This window comes from Porticoccus sp., from assembly GCF_965660005.1.
In the GTDB taxonomy this organism is placed as follows: domain Bacteria; phylum Pseudomonadota; class Gammaproteobacteria; order Pseudomonadales; family Porticoccaceae; genus Porticoccus.
The window spans coordinates 1-20,290 of sequence record NZ_CBFHYF010000032.1 but is presented as its reverse complement, the minus strand read 5'-3'; the positions used below and the strand labels follow the sequence as shown (position 1 = coordinate 20,290).

Sequence of the window (20,290 nt, the reverse complement as noted above, 5' to 3'; positions counted from 1 at the left end):
TTGGCTCCGAATGTCTAACCGCTGATGTTAGTTGATTTTCCCAGTCCGGTCGAAACTTGGCAATTCACCAAATGATTCCCAATACATCCAGATTAACACCGCCTTGCCGACAATATTTTCCTCCGGCACCGGGCCCCATACACGGCTGTCACTACTGTTGTCACGATTGTCACCCATCATAAAGTAATGGTTGTCCGGAACGGTTATGACGTAGTTTTTACCGAGTGGTCCAGCTATTTTATTCTTTTGCACACTATGTACGACGCCGTTGAGATCTTCGGAAACCAGCTCAAATCTTGAGTCTTCTGCAGATTCGGGCAGGGACACCTGGTTTGACAGCAACCCATTGATATACAAAATATTATCTCGCAATCGGATCTCATCACCCGGGAGTCCAACCACCCTTTTAATAAAGTAGCGATCATCCTCAGGGGGGAAGAACACCATGACATCTCCACGCATGGGCTCATTAATCGGTATGATTTTGGTGCCAATGACAGGCAGCCTGATGCCGTATGTGAATTTGTTGACCAGAATAAAGTCACCAACTTTCAACGTAGGTATCATGGATCCAGAAGGGATCTGGAACGGTTCAAAGAGAAATGAGCGGAGCACAAAAACCAGTAGAAGTACGGGAAAAAAAGATCCACTGTATTCAATCCAACCAGGGACAGGTTCATCTTTGCTGCGCTTTTTGGACAGCACAAAGCGATCAAAAGACCATATCACTCCCGAAATGACCACCAGAAACAATAAGATTAGCGGGAAATTAATATCCATTCAGTGGCCTCAATTATCCGTTTTCAGAACTGCCAGGAATGCTTCCTGAGGTATTTCCACACTACCTACCTGCTTCATCCGTTTTTTACCTTCTTTCTGCTTTTCCAGTAGTTTTTTCTTACGAGTCATATCGCCACCATAACATTTGGCGGTGACATTCTTTCTAAGTGCCTTTACTGTGGTTCGGGCAATCACATGGCCACCAATGGCCGCCTGAATAGCCACATCAAACATTTGGCGGGGAATCAACTCTTTCATTTTCTCTGTCAGTTGACGACCTTTGTACTGTGAATGTTGACGATGAATAATTGAAGCCAGTGCATCCACTTTTTCGTTATTGATCAGTACATCCAACCTGACCAAAGGTGCGGCCTGGAAGCGTGTAAAAGCATAATCCAGTGATGCAAATCCGCGGCTTACCGATTTTAGACGGTCGAAAAAATCCATAACGACTTCGCTCATGGGTAATTCGTAGGTAAGTGATACCTGGCTAGTGGCAAAGACCATACTTTTTTGGGTGCCACGTTTTTGCTCACAAAGTGTAATGACATTGCCCAGATAATCTTTTGGGACAAGAATATTGGCTTCACAAAGGGGTTCACGCATTTCTTCGATACTGGCCGGATCTGGCAAGTCTGAAGGGTTCGATATATGCAGGACTGTACCGTCAGTTTTTACTATCTCATAAACGACGGTCGGTGCAGTGGTAATGAGGTCGAGGTTATACTCCCGTTCCAGGCGCTCCTGTATGATTTCCATGTGCAGCATGCCCAAGAAACCGCAGCGGAAGCCAAAACCCAGCGCATCTGAGCTTTCCGGTTCATAAAATAATGAAGCATCATTCAGAGTCAGCTTTGCCAGGGCTTCACGAAAATCTTCAAAATCATCGGAGCTGATCGGGAACATCCCCGCATAAACCTGGGGCTTGATACGCTGGAAGCCCGGCATTGCCGGGGTATTCGGGGTATTGCTATGAGTGAACGTGTCGCCTACCGGGGCGCCATGAATATCTTTAATCCCCGCTACCACAAAACCCACTTCACCCGCTTTAAGAACGCCGGTATCTTTTCGCTTGGGCGTGAAAACGCCAATATTATCCACCACATGAGCTTTGCCAATAGATTTGGCAATAACTTTTTCTTTCACTCTCAAAGCGCCCTGGTTAACACGTACCAAGGAAACCACGCCAAGGTAATTGTCAAACCAGGAATCAATGATAAGCGCTTGCAATGGTGCGTCCAGATCACCTGTCGGTGCGGGGACTTTAGCCACCAGTTGTTCCAGTATGTCCTCAATACCCAAGCCTGTTTTTGCGCTGCAACGCACCGCATCATGGGCATCTATACCAATAATATCCTCTATCTCGGCAATAACCTTTTCTGGTTCAGCCTGAGGTAAATCCATTTTATTCAGAATAGGGATAACCTCCAGTCCCTGAGCAATGGCAGTGTAGCAATTGGCAACAGATTGGGCTTCAACGCCCTGCCCCGCATCGACGACCAATAACGCGCCTTCGCAGGCTGCCAGGGAACGCGACACTTCATAGGAAAAATCCACATGCCCGGGAGTATCAATGAAATTGAGCTGATAAGTCTTGCCATCTCTGGCGTGATAATCAAGTGTAACGCTTTGGGCTTTGATCGTTATACCCCGTTCTCGCTCAATGTCCATGGAGTCGAGAACCTGCTCAGCCATTTCACGAGCCGTCAACCCACCGCAGATCTGAATGAAACGATCGGCGATGGTGGATTTACCGTGATCGATATGAGCGATAATAGAGAAGTTTCGGATATGACTAAGGTCAGACACAGCGATTCAATCTGTTTGCAGCCAGTGAGGCTGGAGGGTTAATTTTAGGCCGTGCAGTCTAGCGTATTTGCTGTTCGTACGCTATGAGTACTGCTCCTCACGGGTAAAAGAGCAGGAAAGTCGCCATGCATTCACAGGTGAGCAAAAAACCTGGTTTTGTTTGGTGTCGAATTGACAAATATTGGTCAGTCAGGGGATCAGGCCATCAGGCAGAGTGCCGACGATCACATCAAGCGTTTTCTTCTCTTTCCCCCGGATCAATTGAGCTTTGGTTTGGCTACCAGGCGGCAACAAACCAACCACATGCGGGAGATCTCCTGATTCAATGATTTCTTCATCATCAAAGTACAGGATAATATCGCCGGCCTGCATCCCGGCAACCGCAGCCGGACTGCCTGCTTCGACCTGGGCAACGAGTGCACCTTGGGTTTTTGTTAGCCCGGATGATCGGGCCAGAGATTTGTCAACTTCCTGAACATAGACACCAAGCCAGCCACGATCTACACGCCCCTTCGACTTCAGCTGTGAAATCACATCTACTGCCACCCCTGAGGGAACAGCAAACGACAGGCCTATCGATCCTCCGGAGTGAGTGAATATTTGGGAATTTATACCCACCACCTCACCCGCCAGATTAAGCAAGGGGCCACCAGAATTTCCTGGATTAATCGCCACATCGCTTTGGATAAATGGCACGTAGTTGTCGCCGTTTTTGGTGGGTATACTGCGACCAATCGCACTGATAATACCGGCACTTACCGAGTAATCAAGGCCGAAAGGCGAACCTATTGCCAGAGCCCAGTCACCCACTTTCACCCTGTCAGAATCGGCAAACTCAATTTTCGGCAGGTTCTGGGCATCAATTTTGAGTAACGCCAAATCCGAGCGAAGGTCTATGCCGATCACCTTTGCCTCAAATTCGCGGCGATCTATTAATTTAATGACTACCTCGTGAGCGTTTTCGACCACATGCTCATTGGTGAGGACATACCCATCACTGGAAATGATAAAACCTGAACCTGTCGCATGTGCCTCCCCTGCCCCGCCACCCTGATGGGGCTCGCGGAAGATGTCAGGTATATCACGCTCATTCATCTGGGACATACCTGCCCCAGTGATTTTTTGAACCGAGTCAATTTTGACCACCGCGGGAGAGGCCGTTTCAATTAATTCATTGAAATCGGGTAAATCCTGCCGGTTAGACTGGCCGATATAGATCGCCACCAAAAGCAATGCCAACAAAGAAAACCACTTAAACATACGCTCCCTCTTTTTATATGCAAGCCGCCCCTGCTGAGAGACGCAAAATCTTAATCAGGTATTGCGCTCGCTGGATTCCACTAGCCTCGCCAGTAACACAGGTTGGACTCGACGATTATTTTTATTGAGCCAGGAATGGGCTCTGACTATAAGCCCGCCAAAAAGAAAGCCCATCAATGCACTCGCCAGAACAATGCTGTCATGTAGAGAGATCACGAAGGCGCCAATGAGAACAGCCCCAATCATAGACAACAATGGGAGAAGGTAGACCAGAAGCGTACCTTTAACAACAACATCTTCGGGAATACCGATCAGGACTTGTTCATGCGCTTTAAGTGACTGCAAATCACAGTTGCCGGGTAGCACCCTGATAAGCGCTGTTTTACCGGAAAGCCGATTAAGGAGTTTTTGCCCGCAACCTTTTTCTGCTACGCACACTTGACATGCCGAGCGTTGAATCGTCTCAACCCAAAAGCTGTCTGACTCCACAGTGGTAATTCTACCGCTTTCTTCGATCACTTCAGTTTGACACCTGCAATATTATGAGTTTTTGTTACGTGTGAAATCGATAAACCGATGTTACTGAAAGTTGTTTTGAACCGGTATTACGGCATGGGCAACGGCTCGGGCAGTTTCAACCGGTATTTCGCCGACCACAGAAATTAAAAAGCCCTGCTCCTTCATATTTGATCTGGTGAGGTATGCAACTGTTGCGCCACGCTGAGCCTGCATTTGGGGAATATCAACGGATTCACTGCTATCGATGAACACCGAAAAAATTGCCAGACCATCAGTGTATATCAGTGTCTCACGACCGGATTCATCAGATTTTTGGTATCCAGCCAATCCGAATCCGGGCGGAAGCCAGGATTGCTGCCACTTCGATGAGGATACCGATGACTCTATATTATTCAGGCAAGTAGAAATTTTTGAAGTCACCTTATGTGCTTCAGGTTCAGAAGGATTCAGCAATGCACTATCAATCGGTACACCAATTTCGATGTCGGCAAACTGAAATCTTTCCAGAACACGATTACTGTCGCCAATCAGCATTGACTGGAGCAACAGACCTGTCTCATGATCGAGGCCGAGTATGTATCCGTAACGATAGTTGTCTTTTGGCATAACATGAACAATCAGCGCTTTACGACCGGCTATTCGGTCTTCGCTCTTGGGATAGACGTGATAAAGTTTTTCGAGATGGCCTCTGGGAACAGAGGCTACGGCTGCGGCAGAACTCCTTAGCATAAGGTCTCCCAAGCGCTCACATTGACGTTTTCCGCTTTGACGAACAACCTCCCTTTTGGGGCCACTTAGCAAAAAAAGACGCTCAAATTCCTGGCCCTCCTTCACGGAATGAAAAACCTTGATAGTTCTGAGAATGCCGCCGTGCTCGTAGGTAAATATCCCGCTGTAGTCGAGCTTGCGATTGGCGTCTGCCATTTGCGACAGAATGGTGGCCGCCGAAGCAGTATCAGCAGCTACTAGCGGTGACGCCATTATAAGGAGTGCGCATATAGCCGCAAAACGCCTGGGGATTGACATGATTTCCTGTAAATTACTGGTCGTGCGTGGCGGGCATGCGGGCATGCGGCAGCATACCCTGATTCGTATTCATCGCGGCGTGGCCAGTATGCTCTATCATCAAACTATTGAGGTAAGCCTGTACCTGTTCACGAGTTACCTCAGGTTCTGTTGCCTGATATACCACAATTACCGGCTGAGCCTGGCTGGCCCGGTAACTTTCAGGGTTGTTGCTGACACTAACTGTCCGTGCAGTAACTGAAGGTATGCCAAAGTCAGCAGAGGTTCTTAGCTGAGAGGGAACAAACCTGTCATCAGCACTACTGGACACAACAACGGCAGGCTGGTCAATTTGGGGGGAATTGTTGTATTGCTGGTAGCCTATGATAGCTACTGTCGCAACCGAGGCGGCTATTGCAAAACGACCAAGGGGCTTGAACACACGCAAAGCCAATGTATTTACATTTAATGGCTTTTCATCTTCCAGAGCCGCTCTCACAACTGAAGAGTAGTCAATCACTTGCTCTGGAAGGTCTCTTCTCATGGCGGCAGCTGCCAACTGGTAGCGCCGCCAGGCATCACGGGATTGGTGGTTTTCTGAAATGCTTTTCAATGCACGGTGGGTTTCCAGCTCATCGGCTTGGCCATCCATCAATGCCGACAGGGACTCTTTTTCGCGATCATTGCTACGGGTCATATGGAACCACCTCAAAGCTAATATAGTGAGCATGCCACAGCATGCTAGGCCATAAACTGTTTTAAACCAATATTTATTCCGGGAATAGCACCCATGCAGCTATTAACGAATCATCTATTTTCTGACAACCTGTAGGCAAAAAAAGTTCATTGCCAGTGGTGTCAGCCTTCAAGTAGCCGAATTTTTTCGTCTATAGCTTCTCTTGCTCGAAAAATCCGGGATCTGACGGTGCCTACCGGGCATCCCATCACCTCGGCAATTTCTTCATACTTCAGACCCTCAAATTCCCTTAAAGTTACCGCAGTACGCAAATCTTCCGGAAGATTTTTTATCGCTAAATCCACTACCGCCTCAAGCTCATCGCGGTAGAGCAGATTCTCGGGTGAATCAATGTCACAGAGTCTCTCGCTGCCCTCAAAAAAGGCAGCTTCTTCAGCATCAACGTCAGTGGCGGGTGGACGCCGATTCCGTGCCACCAGATAGTTTTTTGCAGTATTGACGGCGATGCGATACAGCCAGGTATAAAAAGCACTTTCACCACGAAACTTGGCCAGCGCCCGATAAGCTTTGATGAAAGCTTCCTGAACGACGTCGTTAACCTCATCGAAATCTTTCACATAACGACTGACAATCGCATGGACCTTGTACTGATATTTCATGACCAGCAGGTCAAAAGCGCGCTTGTCGCCTTTTTGAACACGAGCGACGAGTAGCTTGTCGGTATCTTTTGCCTGCTCGGTATCCATAGTCGCTCCGATAATCCCCCAAATCGCTTGGCTATCATTGCCTTTCAGGACGCCAACTTACAATAAACTCACCGGATTATGGGGTGATTCCAGGGTCTGTATTTATTTTTGGCTCGCTATACTATCATGCCCGACACTGGTTTCGAGGACTTTAGACAGTTAATGAAAAACCCCCTGAGTCATGATGTGCTGGTGATTGGCAGTGGTGCTGCAGGAATGACTGTAGCACTTGCACTGGCTCATAAATATCGAATTGCATTGGTCAGTAAAAGTGCCATTCAGTCCGGATCCACCTGGTACGCACAAGGAGGTATTGCCGCCGTTTTTGATAGCGAAGACTCTGTCGAATCCCATGTTGCAGACACCCTGGAAGCTGGTGCAGGGCTGTGCCACGAAGATGCCGTCAGATTCACCGTTGAAAAGGGTCCGGATGCAATCCGCTGGTTGGTCGAACAGGGTGTTCAGTTCACACGCAACGAGGGTAATGCCGGATACCATTTAACACGGGAAGGTGGACACAGTTATCGGCGAATTCTGCATACTGCAGATGCCACAGGAAAGGAGGTTTCCTCCTCTTTGGCAGACAAGGTTCTTCAACACACCAATATCCAGATTTTTCCAAATCACGTGGTTGTTGACCTGATCACCCAGGCCGATAAAGGATCCAGTCGGATGCGTTGCACAGGCGCCTACATTCTGGATAACGAACAAGATTATGTCCGTGTCTTTCAGGCGAAAGTTGTTGTACTGGCAACCGGCGGTGCGAGCAGAGCCTACCTCTACTCCACAAACCCTGACGGTGCTACCGGTGACGGTATTGCTGTAGCCTGGCGACGCGGTTGCCGGGTGGCCAACATGGAGTTCAATCAGTTTCATCCGACCTGTCTCTATCACCCCAATGCCAAGGCCTTTCTGATTACCGAAGCCCTGCGTGGCGAGGGCGCCTACCTGACGCTGGCCAACGGTGAGCGTTTTATGGATAAATTTCACCCGAAGGCCGAATTGGCACCCAGGGACATCGTTGCCCGAGCCATTGACTTTGAAATGAAGCGGATCGGCAGTGACTGTGTCTATCTTGATATATCCCATCGACCCAGGGATTTTCTGAAGAGCCATTTTCCCACAGTCATGTCGCAGTGCCTGATGTATGGGATCGATATCACAGAAGAAGCCATCCCTGTAGTCCCAGCGGCCCACTATACCTGTGGCGGTATCGTCGTAAACAACAAAGGTCAGACTGATCTGTGGAATCTGTACGCCGTTGGCGAGACTGCTTTTACGGGCCTACATGGGGCGAACCGCATGGCCAGCAATTCATTGGTCGAATGTGTGGTGTACGGGCAATCCGCCGCCAACGCCATTCGCGAAAGCATTGAGATGATTCCGGGGCCAGACAAGGCGAGACCCTGGGATGAGAGTCGTGTTACTTATTCTGACGAAGATGTTGTCATCGCGCATAACTGGGATGAGTTGCGCCGGTTTATGTGGGACTACGTAGGTATTGTCAGAACCAGAAAGCGACTGGCGAGGGCACATCATCGGATTGCACTGCTGCAAAAAGAAATCCATGAATACTATAGCAACTACAAAATTAGCCGGGATTTGCTGGAGCTGCGCAATCTGGTTCTGGTGGCAGAGCTCATTATTCGCTCTGCAGAGCAACGAAAAGAAAGTCGCGGTTTGCATTACACGCTTGATTACCCGGAACTGTCCTCAATTGCCAAGGATACCATCATGGTGCCGATCAACTTTGCCGGACAAAACTTCATTGTTAGCAAGCGTTGATTAGGGCCTAACCCGACTGCAGCATTACATGAATTCTGCGCAGGTTGGCTGGCGACGTACTATCAGGTAGCACCAAAACAAAGTAACGCCGCTGCGGATTGTGAAATCGAAGCAATAATATTCGGCCCAGCCGGAAAAAGTTTTGTAAAACAAACTCCTCCTTCTGGTCATCGTGGCGCAACTGCCAATTGCCATCAAACAAGGCTAGTTGGCTAACAGGATGTATATACCAACCCCTGCATACGTTTGCACCAGCCATTAATACCAGAATAATCGTTAAACTCTTTGCCCAGACGGGCGTTGGCAGAATTATCAAAGGGCACAGAAAAAGGCTATGGGTTGTCAGAATCCAACCCAGATGGAACAACGAACGGTGCAGGTCTATCTCAACGGAGACGTGATCTTGAGTCACGAATAATCTGCACGATTTTCTGTAAGTCAGGGTCTTCAGGGGTTTCCCGACGCAGGAACCAACCAAACATATCCTGATCTTCGCACTCGAGAAGCTTTTGGTAGCGTTGCTTGTCTTCCATTTCAAGGGTGGGGTAAATCTCGTCCAGAAAGGGCTGCAACACCAAATCCAGTTCCAGCATACCGCGTCGGCTCGCCCAGAACAGTCGGTTTCTTTCCATCGGCAGTCGCCTCTGTCTCAATATGGGGTGTAAGCCATTATAATAGAACGGGCGTGTTTATAACCACCAAGATAAGTCACATTCACATTAATCGGACAAACCATGAACGATTGGCAAACATACCTATCCGGCGAAAGTGCTACTGTTGATGATAATCATTTACATTTCAATGAATTACCGGCTGACTTTCCAGCGTTGCTGGCCAAGGATGGGAACATCGTCAGCCCACTCATCCACCAGAATCTGATTTCGGTAAAAGGCCCGGATGCAGCGCGATTTCTTCAGGGCCAGATTACCTGTGACGTGTTCCACTTGGCGATTGGCGAATCAACTCCCGGGGCTCGCTGTAACCCCAAGGGCCGTATGCTGGCCAGTTTCATTCTGTTTCGGGCTGAAGAACAGTGCTTCTTTCTCCAGTTACACCACAGTCTGACTACTCCGCTGATCAGCGAGTTGAACAAATATGCCGTATTTTTCAAGGTTGAGCTCGCCGATGTCAGTGAACACCTTTGCTTACTGGGGGTTACCGGTAAATCTGCTGAGCAAATCAGTCCGACTGATATCAGCTACCAGTATCTGCTGATTGACGGCAGAAAAATATTGATCGTTTCCGCCAACATAATACCGTCCGTATGGGACACACTACTCGATACGGCAAGACCGGCAGGAACTGAATTCTGGCAACTTATGGATATCCAGTCCGGTATTGGTCATGTGGAAATCGCCACTTCGGATCTCTTTGTCCCGCAAATGCTCAATTTTCAGGCAATCGGTGCAATCAGCTTCAAGAAAGGTTGCTATACAGGGCAGGAAGTAGTCGCGCGTATGAAGTACCTGGGAAAGCTTAAACGCCGCATGTATCGAATCAGGATAGCTGCAGCAACGGGTCATTTAATGCCGGGCACACCCTGTTATCTCAAGGGTCAGCATCAAGCCGTCGGACATATTGTATCGGTAGCGCATTACAATTCTGAGCAGTTGGAGATGCTGGCTGTGCTGACTGAAGAAGCCGCAGAAAGTGATGAGCTTATGATTGGCTTACAGTTGTACGCTGCTATTGAAAGACTATCATTTCCGTACGAAATTACTTAATAATCATATAATTAAAATATAATATTTATTTTATTTATGAATATAATGAGGGGTAGATGATGCTGGCTTCGTTATCTGAACATCAGCTGCTACTGACATGGCTTAGCATTGCATCATTGATAACCTTCATTGCGAGCCTGCTCGCGCTGCCATGGATGGTGGCAATGATACCGGAGGATTATTTTCTCTATCGAAATCGTGAAACAACCGCATTAAAACAAAGACACCCGGTTATACGTTTTTTGTTGTTGGTTGGGAAAAACTTGTTGGGATTAGTGCTGTTGTGTGGTGGTTTTTTGATGTTGTTCATGCCCGGGCAGGGCCTGCTGACCATTGCCGTTGGTTTACTGCTGCTGGATTACCCCGGTAAATACACACTGGAAAAGCGTATTGTCAGCAACTCTGCCGTTCTAAAAGGTCTGAATTGGTTAAGAGCCAAGCGCAATTTACCCCCTCTCAAGATGGACAGGTATTAAACCTTGTCCCGAGTGACTGCATGAACCTGCCAATCCACTGGTTTTACCCCTTGCAGTTCGAGGTACTGATTGGCCTTTGAAAAATGGCCACATCCCAGAAAACCACGGTGAGCAGATAATGGTGACGGGTGGGGCGCCCTGAGCACCAAATGCTTGTTAGTATCGATCATAGCCCCCTTCTTCTGGGCATAACTACCCCATAACATAAATACCAATCCGCGACGCTGATCACTCAACAATTGAATTACCCGATCAGTGAATTGTTCCCAACCCTGCCCCTGATGAGACCCGGCATGACCCTTTTCAACGGTCAATGTCGCATTTAGCAGAAACACACCCTGAGCAGCCCAATCTGTCAAGCAGCCGTGTCCAGGTGGCTGAACACCACAGTCCTGCTCCAACTCCAGATAAATATTTCGCAGGGATGGAGGAATGGCAACCCCCGGCAATACCGAGAAACAAAGACCGTGCGCCTGATTCTCGCCGTGATAGGGGTCCTGTCCGATAACAACCACTTTGACCTGATCAAACGGTGTGCTGTCAAATGCCGCAAACCAGTTTGAGCCGGCAGGATAGATGGTTTTACCAGCCTGTTTCTCGGCTTGCAGAAACTGTTTCAATTTGACCATATAGGGCAACTGGAATTGGTCTTCAAGTATGGCCAGCCAGGAGGAGTGGAGCTTGACTTGCTGGTTTCCTGCCACAGGTTTATTCCGGTTATGATGGGAGGTCAGACAACGTAATAAACCGGAATTCTTATTTCAAATCAACCAGCGACTATCGCGATAAACTACCAAGTGAAACAAATATGACCAAAATTGGCCTTGCCTTGGGTGGTGGGGGTGCAAAAGGCATCAGCCATCTTCTGGTACTGGAGACACTGGAGGAGATGGGGCTCAAGCCCTGTTTCATGACTGGCACCAGTATCGGTGCGTTAATCGGTGCCATGTATTGTGCTGGTATGACAACCAGTGACATCAGGCAAATCTTTCTGCAATTCAGCCTTCGGGATAATGAATCACTCAAGCACATCGTCACCAAAAAACACTTATTCAAATGGCTGGACTTCATTAGCCCGCAATTTCGTGGCCGTGGGCTGATAAGGGTTGAGAACCTCCTGAACTACCTGTTTGAATCAGTTCATGCCACCCAGTTTTCCGAGCTCGAAACGCCACTGAGGGTTGTGGCATCCGATTTTTGGCATCGAGAACAGATTGTTCTGGAAACCGGCGCACTGATTCCGGCGATTCGCGCCAGCATGTCCCTGCCCGGTCTCATTGAGCCAGTTACAATAGACGGGCGGGTACTGATTGATGGTGGCGCAGTGAACCCTGTGCCATTTGACCTGTTGCCGGATGACTGTGACGTTACGATTGCTGTTGATGTTATTGGCACTCGCACCGTATCCAATAAACTCCCATCCCTGTCAGAAGCCGTTTTCAACACCTACCAGATTATGCAAAAAAGCATTATTCGGGAAAAGCTGGCCAAGGAAGCACCGGACATCTATATCGAACCCCATGTCCCGGATGTCCGAATGTTGGAGTTTTACAAGGCTAACCTGATCCTGAAAAATGGCTCGAAGACCAAAAGTGAATTGAAGCAAAAACTCAATCGGAAACTCAAGCAGCTTCAATAAAAGAGGCTATGGCCTTATTGGTCTCCACTGGCTTTTCAATCGGCGTACCGTGCCCTGAATCGGCAATAACCACCAACCTGGCGTTTTTCATCGCATCGACCACCGCCTGTTTCAATGCGACGGGGGAATAATCGCGATCACCTGTCAGCATTAGAGTTGGCACCTCAATATCGCTCAAACGATCCAAAACACCCCAACCAAACAGTGACTTGAGATTCTTCAAGTAAACTTTTTTAGGGTTTGAAGCAATTTGCCGCGCAAAAATGTCGATTAATGCCTCCTGCCCCGGCCCTAGAAACATACTCTCGGCCACTTTCCGGGCATAACGATGCATACCCAACAAATGAATCGACAGTAATCGGGTCCAGAGCATTTTTCTCGCGGCGAAGGTATTGTTCGGCAGTGCGGGGCCAGAATTGATGATTGTCATGCTTTTTAGCCTTTGTGGCGCATCCGCTGCAATCTGAAAAGCGACCATGCCCCCCATCGACAAACCAACCAGATGAGCCCTGTCAATGCCCAGCTGGCCCATCAAGCCGAGAACATCGAGGGCATGAATAGATACATCGTAGGGACCACTGGGTTTATCTGAGTCTCCATGACCCCGAAAGTCCGGCGCAATGACCCGCCAATGATTGCTGAAATAATTGATCTGACCAGCCCAGTCCCCGCTGCTGACACCCAGACCATGTAAAAAGATAATTACGTCACCCTGCCCTTCCTCCAGGTAGGCGATCTTGATATCATTAGCGATAATCTGCCGCTGCATTTTCGTCTCCGCCTCATCTGATGCGAAAGACTTTGCATGATTAGGTTTTGTTCAGCAAGGGACAGATGCTGAATCAGCCGATATGAATGGCCAAAAACACCTCGCAAGGGATATTTTTGCCGGAAATGCCAGTCTGTATTTGGTAGTATTGGCGGGCCGTTGTTAAGAGGTGGTCGCCCAACGGTTTTTATTGCCCCGAAGACCTTTATACATCACTGGGTCGGGGCTCCCCCATAAAGATCCGTGTCAATGGTCTTCCCACAGGTTAAGGAAGGTATGTTTCTTATGGAGTTGCAGGCTCGATATGATAAACAGCTCGCATCCTGGCTGGTGTTATGTGCTGCCGTTATTCTGGGTATGATTTTACTGGGCGGCGTGACCCGGTTGACAGGTTCCGGGCTATCCATTGTTGAATGGGCACCCGTTAGCGGCATCATTCCGCCCCTGAATGAACAGGAATGGCAGCAGACATTCGACCAGTACAAGCAGTATCCGGAATATCAGAAAGTGAACATCGGCATGAGCCTGCCCGAGTTCAAACAAATTTTCCTTTACGAATATGCTCACCGGATACTCGGCAGGCTGATTGGTGTCATATTCCTGATACCTTTCCTGTTTTTTTACTTTAGCCGCCGCATCAAACCCGGATTGACACCGAAACTTGTGGTCATGTTTATACTGGGTGGTCTGCAGGGTTTGCTGGGCTGGTATATGGTCAAGAGTGGCCTGGTGGATAACCCGAGCGTCAGCCAATATCGTCTTACAGCGCATTTGGGCAATGCTGTGATCATCTACGGCTATATTATCTGGGTGGCCTTTAGCTTGTTCTACCCACCAGGGCAGAATAGCCAGCAGGCAGAACCAAAATACAGACGTTACGCCATAGCCCTTTCGGGGTTGGTCTTTCTGATGATACTTTCCGGGGGCTTTGTTGCAGGCACCGATGCAGGATATGCCTATCCTACCTTCCCCTTAATGGGTGACAGCTTTATCCCACCGGGCATTTATGGCACAGAGCCTTTCTGGCTCGCCATGTTTGAGGATATTACAACCATTCAATTCAATCACCGGATGTTTGCCTACTTGCTGGTAGTGCTGATCTTTTATTTTGGCTTCCGGCTACTGCAACAGAAAACGCTTCGCTCGGAAGCCCGCTTCGGGGCGAAGCTAATGCTGATGATGTTGGTGATACAGGTCACACTTGGCATTTCAACCCTGGTATTACATATGCCGGTACCCTTGGCAGCGGCTCACCAGGGTGGCGCTATCCTGTTATTCAGTAGCGTGTTGTTTGTGAGCCATCGGTTAGGGAACTAATGGTATTTTTTATTATCTTTTTATATCTCAAGTCTGGAGTGTTCAAATGAAAAAACTGACTGGAACCATCATGGCATTAGTGCTGGCAACTGCGACAGGGCAGACAATGGCTGCCGGCGACATAGAAGCCGGCAAAACCAAAGCCATGGCTTGTGCCGGCTGTCACGGTGCGAATGGCATCAGCAACAACGACATGTGGCCCAATCTGGCAGGCCAAAAAGCCGCCTACACAGCCAAACAATTAAGAAATTTTCGGGATGGTACACGTGCTGACCCGATGATGTCCGGTATGGCAAAACCGTTATCCGATCAGGATATTCTGGATTTGGCCGCCTATTTTGCCAGTCTTTAAGCGTAGATCATAAAAAACCCGGCTTAAAGCCGGGTTTTTTATGATCGGAGGAGATATCAGTCGACAAACCGTCTGGCATTGCGGAACAACCGAAGCCATGCCCCATCTTCCTGCCAGTCATCCGAGTGCCACGAATTTGTCACCGTGCGAAAAACTCGCTCGGGATGAGGCATCATAATTGTGGCACGTCCATCCTGGCTGGTAATACCGGTTATACCCCACGGTGAACCATTGGGATTGGCTGGATAGGTTTCAGCAATTTCCAGAAAGTTGTCGAGGAACCGAAGGGCTACGGCACCCGAGTTGTCAAATGCTTCCGCATCGACCGATGATGGAAATTCCACTCTTCCCTCACCATGGGCAATGGCAATAGGCATGTAGGAGCCGGCCATATCTGCCAGAAGCACCGAAGCTGATTTCTCCACTCTAACCAGTGAAAACCGGGCTTCAAACTGTTCCGAGAGATTCCTGACAAAACGGGGCCAGTGATCGGCTCCAGGAATCAGCGATTTAAGATTTGATAACATCTGACAGCCATTGCAAACACCGAATGTAAACGTGTCAGATCGATGAAAGAACTGTTCGAACTGTGCACGGGCCAGAGGGTTGAACAGCACGGTTTTTGCCCATCCCTCCCCTGCACCGAGCACGTCGCCATAGGAAAAACCACCACAGGCAGCCAATCCTTTGAAATTATCAAGAGTAACACGGCCTGAAAGAATATCACTCATGTGCACATCGACCGTTTCGAAACCTGCCCGATCGAATGCAGCGGCCATTTCCATTTGTCCATTTACGCCCTGCTCCCTGAGTATAGCCACGGGAGGTCGCACTCCACGACTGACATAAGGGGCGGCAATATCTTCGTTAATATCGTAGCTGAGAGACGTGCTCAAACCGGGGTTATCAAAAAACAACCCGTCAAAATCCTGTTGGGCACATTCTTCATTGTCTCGACGCGATTGAATCTCATAACTGGTTTCACTCCAACGGCGCAGCAATTCTGTGCGGCTGGAGCTGAACAGGCAATCGCCATCCTCATAAATTTCGATACTGTCAGTTTCATCGATTGCCGCTATGGTGCTTACCGGAATCCCGAGACCGGCAAAGCGTTGACTGAAGGAAGAGGCCTTGTTACTTGCCACCTGAACGACGGCCCCAAGTTCTTCACTAAACAGTAGCGACAGCGCGTCACCTGGCTGTTCATCGAGACATATTTTGAGACCTGTATTGCCGGCAAAAGCCATCTCGACCAATGTGGCAAGCAACCCGCCGTCCGACCGGTCGTGATAGGCGATCAGCTCACCGCCTCGATTGGCGGACTGTATAGCGTCGAAAAAGGCTTTAAGTTTTTCCGGACTCACCAGATCTGCCGGAAGATCGCCAAATTGGTTGTAGGTTTGGGCCAACACTGACCCACCGAGGCGATTGTGGTTTTCGCCGAGATCAATGTACATCAGCACTGTTTCGCCCAGATCGGTGCGCAATTCAGGCGTTAGAATTTTGCGGACATCGGATACCGGCGCAAAAGCAGAGATGATCAGCGACAATGGCGCAGTGACAGATTTCTGTTGCCCCCGATCTTCCCAGGTAGTCCGCATGGACATGGAATCCTTGCCGACCGGAATGGCAATCCCCAATTTTGGACAGAGTTCCTCACCGATAGCCTGCACGGTGCGAAACAATTTCTCATCCTCCCCGGGATGGCCTGCGGCACACATCCAGTTGGCAGACAGCCTGACATCAGCGAGCCGGTCAATGGTGGCGGCAGCGATATTGGTGATCGCCTCCCCAACCGCCATCCGACCCGATGCAGGCGCATCCAGCAGTGCAACAGGTGACCGTTCACCCATTGCCATCGCCTCACCCTGATAGCTGTCATAACTGATCGTGGTCACCGCACAGTCAGCGACTGGAACCTGGCATGGCCCGACCATCTGGTCCCTGACCACCATCCCGGTGACACTGCGATCCCCGATGGTGATAAGAAAACTTTTGCTGGCCACGGCCGGATGGGTCAGTACGCGATCAATCGCCTCATCAAGGGCGATATCCGAACGTTCAAATAAAGTCGGTTTTACCGTCAGTTTATCCGCTGTGCGATGCATTTTTGGCGGCTTACCGAACAGCACGGACATGGGCAGGTCCACCGGTTTCGTGGAGAAGTGTCTGTCATTCAGCAGCAAGTGCTTTTCGGAAGTGGCTTCACCAACCACTGCGTAGGGGCAGCGTTCGCGCTGGCAAATCGCCTCAAAATTACCCAGCTGTTCAGGTCTCACGGCGAGCACATAACGTTCCTGGGCTTCGTTGCACCAGATTGCTAACGGTGACATGCCGGGTTCATCATTGGGCACGTCGCGCAGTTCAAATATACCGCCACACCCACCGTCTTTAACCAATTCCGGGAAGGCGTTGGACAGGCCACCGGCGCCCACATCGTGAATGAATGCGATAGGATTTTCACTGCCTCGCTGCCAGCACTGATCGATAACCTCCTGACAACGGCGCTCAATTTCCGGGTTCTGTCGTTGTACCGAGGCAAAATCGAGGTCTTCTGCGCTACTGCCTGAATTCATGGATGACGCGGCGCCGCCACCAAGGCCGATCAACATTGCCGGCCCGCCCAGAACCAGCAGCTTACAGCCACTTTCAAAAGGCGTCTTTTCAATATGATCTTCACGAATATTGCCGTAACCACCGGCGATCATAATAGGTTTGTGGTAGCCGCGACGTTCACCATTAAACTCCTGCTCAAAAGTGCGGAAATAACCACAAAGATTGGGGCGACCATACTCGTTGTTGAAAGCCGCACTACCGATGGGCCCCTCGAGCATAATATCCAGTGCACTGCTGATCCGGTCAGGCTTGCCGTAATCCGTTTCCCATGGGCGGTCAAAAGTAGGGATATTGAGATTGGAAACTGAAAATCCGGTAAGTCCTGCCTTGGGTTTTGATCCCCGCCCCACCGCACCTTCATCCCGTATTTCACCACCGGCACCAGTACCGGCCCCGGCATAGGGGGCAATGGCTGTCGGATGATTGTGGGTTTCCACCTTCATCAGGAGGTGAACAGGCTCTTGCGTAAAGCCGTAGATTTTACTGCCCGGATCCGGAAAAAAACGACCAGCCTTGTTGCCAGCGACTACCGAAGCATTGTCAGAATAGGCAGATAACACCCCTTCCCCACATTTCTCATAAGTGTTTCTGATCATGGCAAACAGCGATTTATCCTGCGCCTGACCATTGACGGTCCAGGAGGCATTGAATATTTTATGGCGACAGTGTTCGGAATTTGCCTGGGCGAACATCATTAATTCGACATCGGTCGGATCCCGCTTCAGGGTCTCGAAACAACTCACCAGATAATCGATCTCATCGTCGGCCAGGGCCAGTCCCAATGAGACATTGGCACAAGATAACGCATGCCGCCCTTCCGCCAACAGGGGCACGGTAATGCCCGGAGCCGGTTCGTGGTGGAGGAACAAACTATCTGCCGCTGCCAGATCAAAAGACACCATTTCCACCATACGATCGTGGAGAGCCTCAGCCAGTACTGTTCTTGAGTCGGGATGGATGTTGCCCCTCAAATAGTAGGCGACGCCGCGCTCTATTCGTCTAACGGACTTCACACCAACGTTTCGGAGGATATCCGTGGCCTTGCTGGACCAGGGGGAGATGGTTCCAGCCCGGGGGGTCACCAGTATCAGCTCACCGTCTGTGTTCTCTGGCGGGATATTCGGGCCATAATCTAGTAATGAGGTCAATGTTAAGCGCTCGGCTTCGCTCAACGTCGAAACCAATTCCGCAAAGTGCACATATTCCGCATAAACGGATTCCACAGCAGGATCGATTGACTGAAGCGACGCCAGCAACTGGCGTTGTCTGAAACTAGAAAGTACGGGATTACCGGGAAAAATCTGCATGCTCAAGTAACTCGTCTGGGGCCATTCCGGAGGGGGCACATTGTACTGGAATTGCCCTTTGATCGTCATGGAGAGATTCTGATCCAGCACCAAGCACAGAAAATGGTTGAACCATGAGGGCTCCATCACTAACCTAGGCTTCGCTCTGAAGTACAATCAATAACGCACGAAACCTGTTCTTGGCAGGATTTATTGCATAGCGACAATACTCACCGGGCCGCAGGCCTTTCTGACAGTGCGTGGCACATTGGGTATATAGGTGTTGGGTTTCTATTTTCATCTGAAAAAAACCACAAAACGCATCCTGTACGGCCTGTTGCTTTTTTTATTTGCACTAACACTCACCACCAGCCGTGCACCAACCAGCCTCGAAGAAGTGGTCAATCAGGGTGAATTGCGCATAGTCACCCTGATGGGATCAACCACCTACTTTCAAAATGCCAAGGGCGAAGGCGGCTTTGAATACTGGCTTGCCAGGGCTTTTGCCGAACACCTGGGTGTTGAACTCAAGGTAACCCCCAGGGAATCCGTCAGCGGTATTATCGTTGCTATCGGTGGGCCACTGGGCGGTATGGCCGCGGCGGGTCTAACGGTTACCCCCCAACGCCTGAAAACACTTCGTTTCAGCAGGCCCTACTATGAGGTCACACAGAAGCTGATCTATAGAAATGGCTCCAAAAAACCAAGAAATATCGGGGACTTGTCAGGAGGACAACTGCTGGTTATTCCGCAGAGCTCACACAGCGAACGATTGAAGGAATTGAAGGGTGAACTCCCGTCACTTGAGTGGCGTGAGGCACCCGGTCTGGAAATGCTGGACTTGATGGCCATGGTAGATTCCGGTGAAGTGGAATATGCCATTGTGGATTCAATCTCCTTTCTGGTGGACAGGGGTATTTACCCGCGAGCTCGCGGCGCTTTTGATATTTCTGACCCACAACCGATTGCCTGGGCTTTTCCCGGTCACGGCGATGATAGCCTGCTGGAAGCAGCAAACCGTTTTCTCGATCAATATGAAGCATCAGGGGATCTGGATCGATTAAAAAAACGCACACTGATTCAAGCCAATGAATTTAATTTTGCCGGCTCGCAACTCTTTATGAAACGAGTCAGCAGCCGACTCCCCGATTACCTTGGAATGTTTCAGGAAGTGGCACAGGAATATAATATTGACTGGCAACTTCTGGCAGCCATCGCCTATCAGGAATCACACTGGGATCACAAGGCAACATCCCCTACCGGGGTTCGCGGGTTGATGATGTTAACGCTGCCAACCGCTGATGAAATGGGCATAGAAGATCGTCTTGAGCCCAGGCAGAGCCTTGACGGTGGTGTCCGCTATTTTCTCAAGACCAAATCCCGTATTCCTGAAGGTATCACAGAGCCGGACCGAACCTGGTTTGCCATGGCGGCATACAACGTAGGGTTGGGGCACCTTGAAGATGCAAGGGTATTGACTCAAAGAGCGGGCAGAAATCCTGACCTCTGG

General features: G+C 49.6%; 18 protein-coding genes. 7 read left to right on the top strand and 11 right to left on the bottom strand.

The window, feature by feature from the left end:
• Positions 1 to 27: 27 nt before the first annotated feature.
• The 7 genes from lepB to rpoE form a co-directional block, all read right to left on the bottom strand.
• Positions 28 to 780 carry a signal peptidase I gene (lepB, locus tag ACTF5G_RS07635; protein ID WP_438952228.1) on the bottom strand — a complete coding sequence of 251 codons (753 nt, stop codon included), beginning with the start codon at positions 778 to 780 and terminating at the stop codon, positions 28 to 30.
• A 9-nt stretch (positions 781 to 789) separates the two neighbouring features.
• Entirely contained in the window at positions 790 to 2,589 is a 1,800-nt protein-coding gene (gene lepA / locus ACTF5G_RS07630; RefSeq protein ID WP_438952227.1) for a translation elongation factor 4, read from the bottom strand.
• Between the two features lie 189 nt (positions 2,590 to 2,778).
• The gene (locus ACTF5G_RS07625; protein WP_438952226.1) at positions 2,779 to 3,849 is read right to left on the bottom strand and encodes a S1C family serine protease; all 1,071 of its coding nucleotides are present in this window, start codon (positions 3,847 to 3,849) and stop codon (positions 2,779 to 2,781) included.
• 54 nt (positions 3,850 to 3,903) lie between these two features.
• The gene (locus ACTF5G_RS07620; RefSeq protein ID WP_438952225.1) at positions 3,904 to 4,368 is read right to left on the bottom strand and encodes a SoxR reducing system RseC family protein; all 465 of its coding nucleotides are present in this window, start codon (positions 4,366 to 4,368) and stop codon (positions 3,904 to 3,906) included.
• 60 nt (positions 4,369 to 4,428) lie between these two features.
• Positions 4,429 to 5,349, bottom strand: a complete 921-nt coding sequence (locus tag ACTF5G_RS07615) for a MucB/RseB C-terminal domain-containing protein (RefSeq protein WP_438952224.1) — start codon at positions 5,347 to 5,349, stop codon at positions 4,429 to 4,431.
• A gap of 58 nt (positions 5,350 to 5,407) precedes the next feature.
• Positions 5,408 to 6,070, bottom strand: coding sequence for a sigma-E factor negative regulatory protein (locus ACTF5G_RS07610; RefSeq protein ID WP_438952223.1), 663 nt, complete (start codon positions 6,068 to 6,070; stop codon positions 5,408 to 5,410).
• Positions 6,071 to 6,231: 161 nt separating this feature from the next.
• Entirely contained in the window at positions 6,232 to 6,816 is a 585-nt protein-coding gene (gene rpoE, locus ACTF5G_RS07605) for an RNA polymerase sigma factor RpoE (protein ID WP_438952222.1), read from the bottom strand.
• 162 nt (positions 6,817 to 6,978) lie between these two features.
• Here rpoE and nadB point away from each other — a divergent pair, with 162 nt between their 5' ends.
• Positions 6,979 to 8,601, top strand: coding sequence for an L-aspartate oxidase (gene nadB, locus ACTF5G_RS07600; RefSeq protein ID WP_438952221.1), 1,623 nt, complete (start codon positions 6,979 to 6,981; stop codon positions 8,599 to 8,601).
• Between the two features lie 386 nt (positions 8,602 to 8,987).
• On the opposite strand, the gene ACTF5G_RS07595 is transcribed toward nadB, so the two are convergent.
• Positions 8,988 to 9,233, bottom strand: coding sequence for a succinate dehydrogenase assembly factor 2 (locus tag ACTF5G_RS07595; RefSeq protein ID WP_438952220.1), 246 nt, complete (start codon positions 9,231 to 9,233; stop codon positions 8,988 to 8,990).
• A 102-nt stretch (positions 9,234 to 9,335) separates the two neighbouring features.
• Between ACTF5G_RS07595 and ygfZ the strand changes: the two genes are divergently transcribed.
• On the top strand, positions 9,336 to 10,325 hold the full coding sequence (gene ygfZ, locus ACTF5G_RS07590) for a CAF17-like 4Fe-4S cluster assembly/insertion protein YgfZ (RefSeq protein ID WP_438952219.1): 990 nt from the start codon (positions 9,336 to 9,338) through the stop codon (positions 10,323 to 10,325).
• A gap of 56 nt (positions 10,326 to 10,381) precedes the next feature.
• A complete protein-coding gene (locus ACTF5G_RS07585) occupies positions 10,382 to 10,801 on the top strand; it encodes a hypothetical protein (protein ID WP_438952218.1) in 420 nt (139 codons plus the stop codon).
• Here ACTF5G_RS07585 and ung read toward each other — a convergent pair.
• Entirely contained in the window at positions 10,798 to 11,505 is a 708-nt protein-coding gene (ung, locus tag ACTF5G_RS07580) for a uracil-DNA glycosylase (RefSeq protein WP_438952217.1), read from the bottom strand. The genes ACTF5G_RS07585 and ung overlap by 4 nt on opposite strands.
• A gap of 104 nt (positions 11,506 to 11,609) precedes the next feature.
• Between ung and ACTF5G_RS07575 the strand changes: the two genes are divergently transcribed.
• Positions 11,610 to 12,440, top strand: a complete 831-nt coding sequence (locus ACTF5G_RS07575; protein ID WP_438952216.1) for a patatin-like phospholipase family protein — start codon at positions 11,610 to 11,612, stop codon at positions 12,438 to 12,440.
• On the opposite strand, the gene ACTF5G_RS07570 is transcribed toward ACTF5G_RS07575, so the two are convergent.
• Positions 12,424 to 13,209, bottom strand: a complete 786-nt coding sequence (locus ACTF5G_RS07570; RefSeq protein WP_438952215.1) for an alpha/beta fold hydrolase — start codon at positions 13,207 to 13,209, stop codon at positions 12,424 to 12,426. The two genes, ACTF5G_RS07575 and ACTF5G_RS07570, sit on opposite strands and share 17 nt — an antisense overlap.
• A gap of 276 nt (positions 13,210 to 13,485) precedes the next feature.
• Here ACTF5G_RS07570 and ACTF5G_RS07565 point away from each other — a divergent pair, with 276 nt between their 5' ends.
• Positions 13,486 to 14,526, top strand: a complete 1,041-nt coding sequence (locus ACTF5G_RS07565) for a COX15/CtaA family protein (protein WP_438952214.1) — start codon at positions 13,486 to 13,488, stop codon at positions 14,524 to 14,526.
• A gap of 46 nt (positions 14,527 to 14,572) precedes the next feature.
• Entirely contained in the window at positions 14,573 to 14,878 is a 306-nt protein-coding gene (locus ACTF5G_RS07560; RefSeq protein ID WP_438952213.1) for a c-type cytochrome, read from the top strand.
• A 56-nt stretch (positions 14,879 to 14,934) separates the two neighbouring features.
• Here ACTF5G_RS07560 and purL read toward each other — a convergent pair whose 3' ends face one another.
• Positions 14,935 to 18,801 carry a phosphoribosylformylglycinamidine synthase gene (gene purL / locus ACTF5G_RS07555; protein WP_438952229.1) on the bottom strand — a complete coding sequence of 1,289 codons (3,867 nt, stop codon included), beginning with the start codon at positions 18,799 to 18,801 and terminating at the stop codon, positions 14,935 to 14,937.
• A gap of 259 nt (positions 18,802 to 19,060) precedes the next feature.
• Between purL and mltF the strand changes: the two genes are divergently transcribed.
• Positions 19,061 to 20,290: membrane-bound lytic murein transglycosylase MltF (gene mltF, locus ACTF5G_RS07550; protein WP_438952212.1), on the top strand; the 1,230-nt coding region annotated here is incomplete at its 3' end.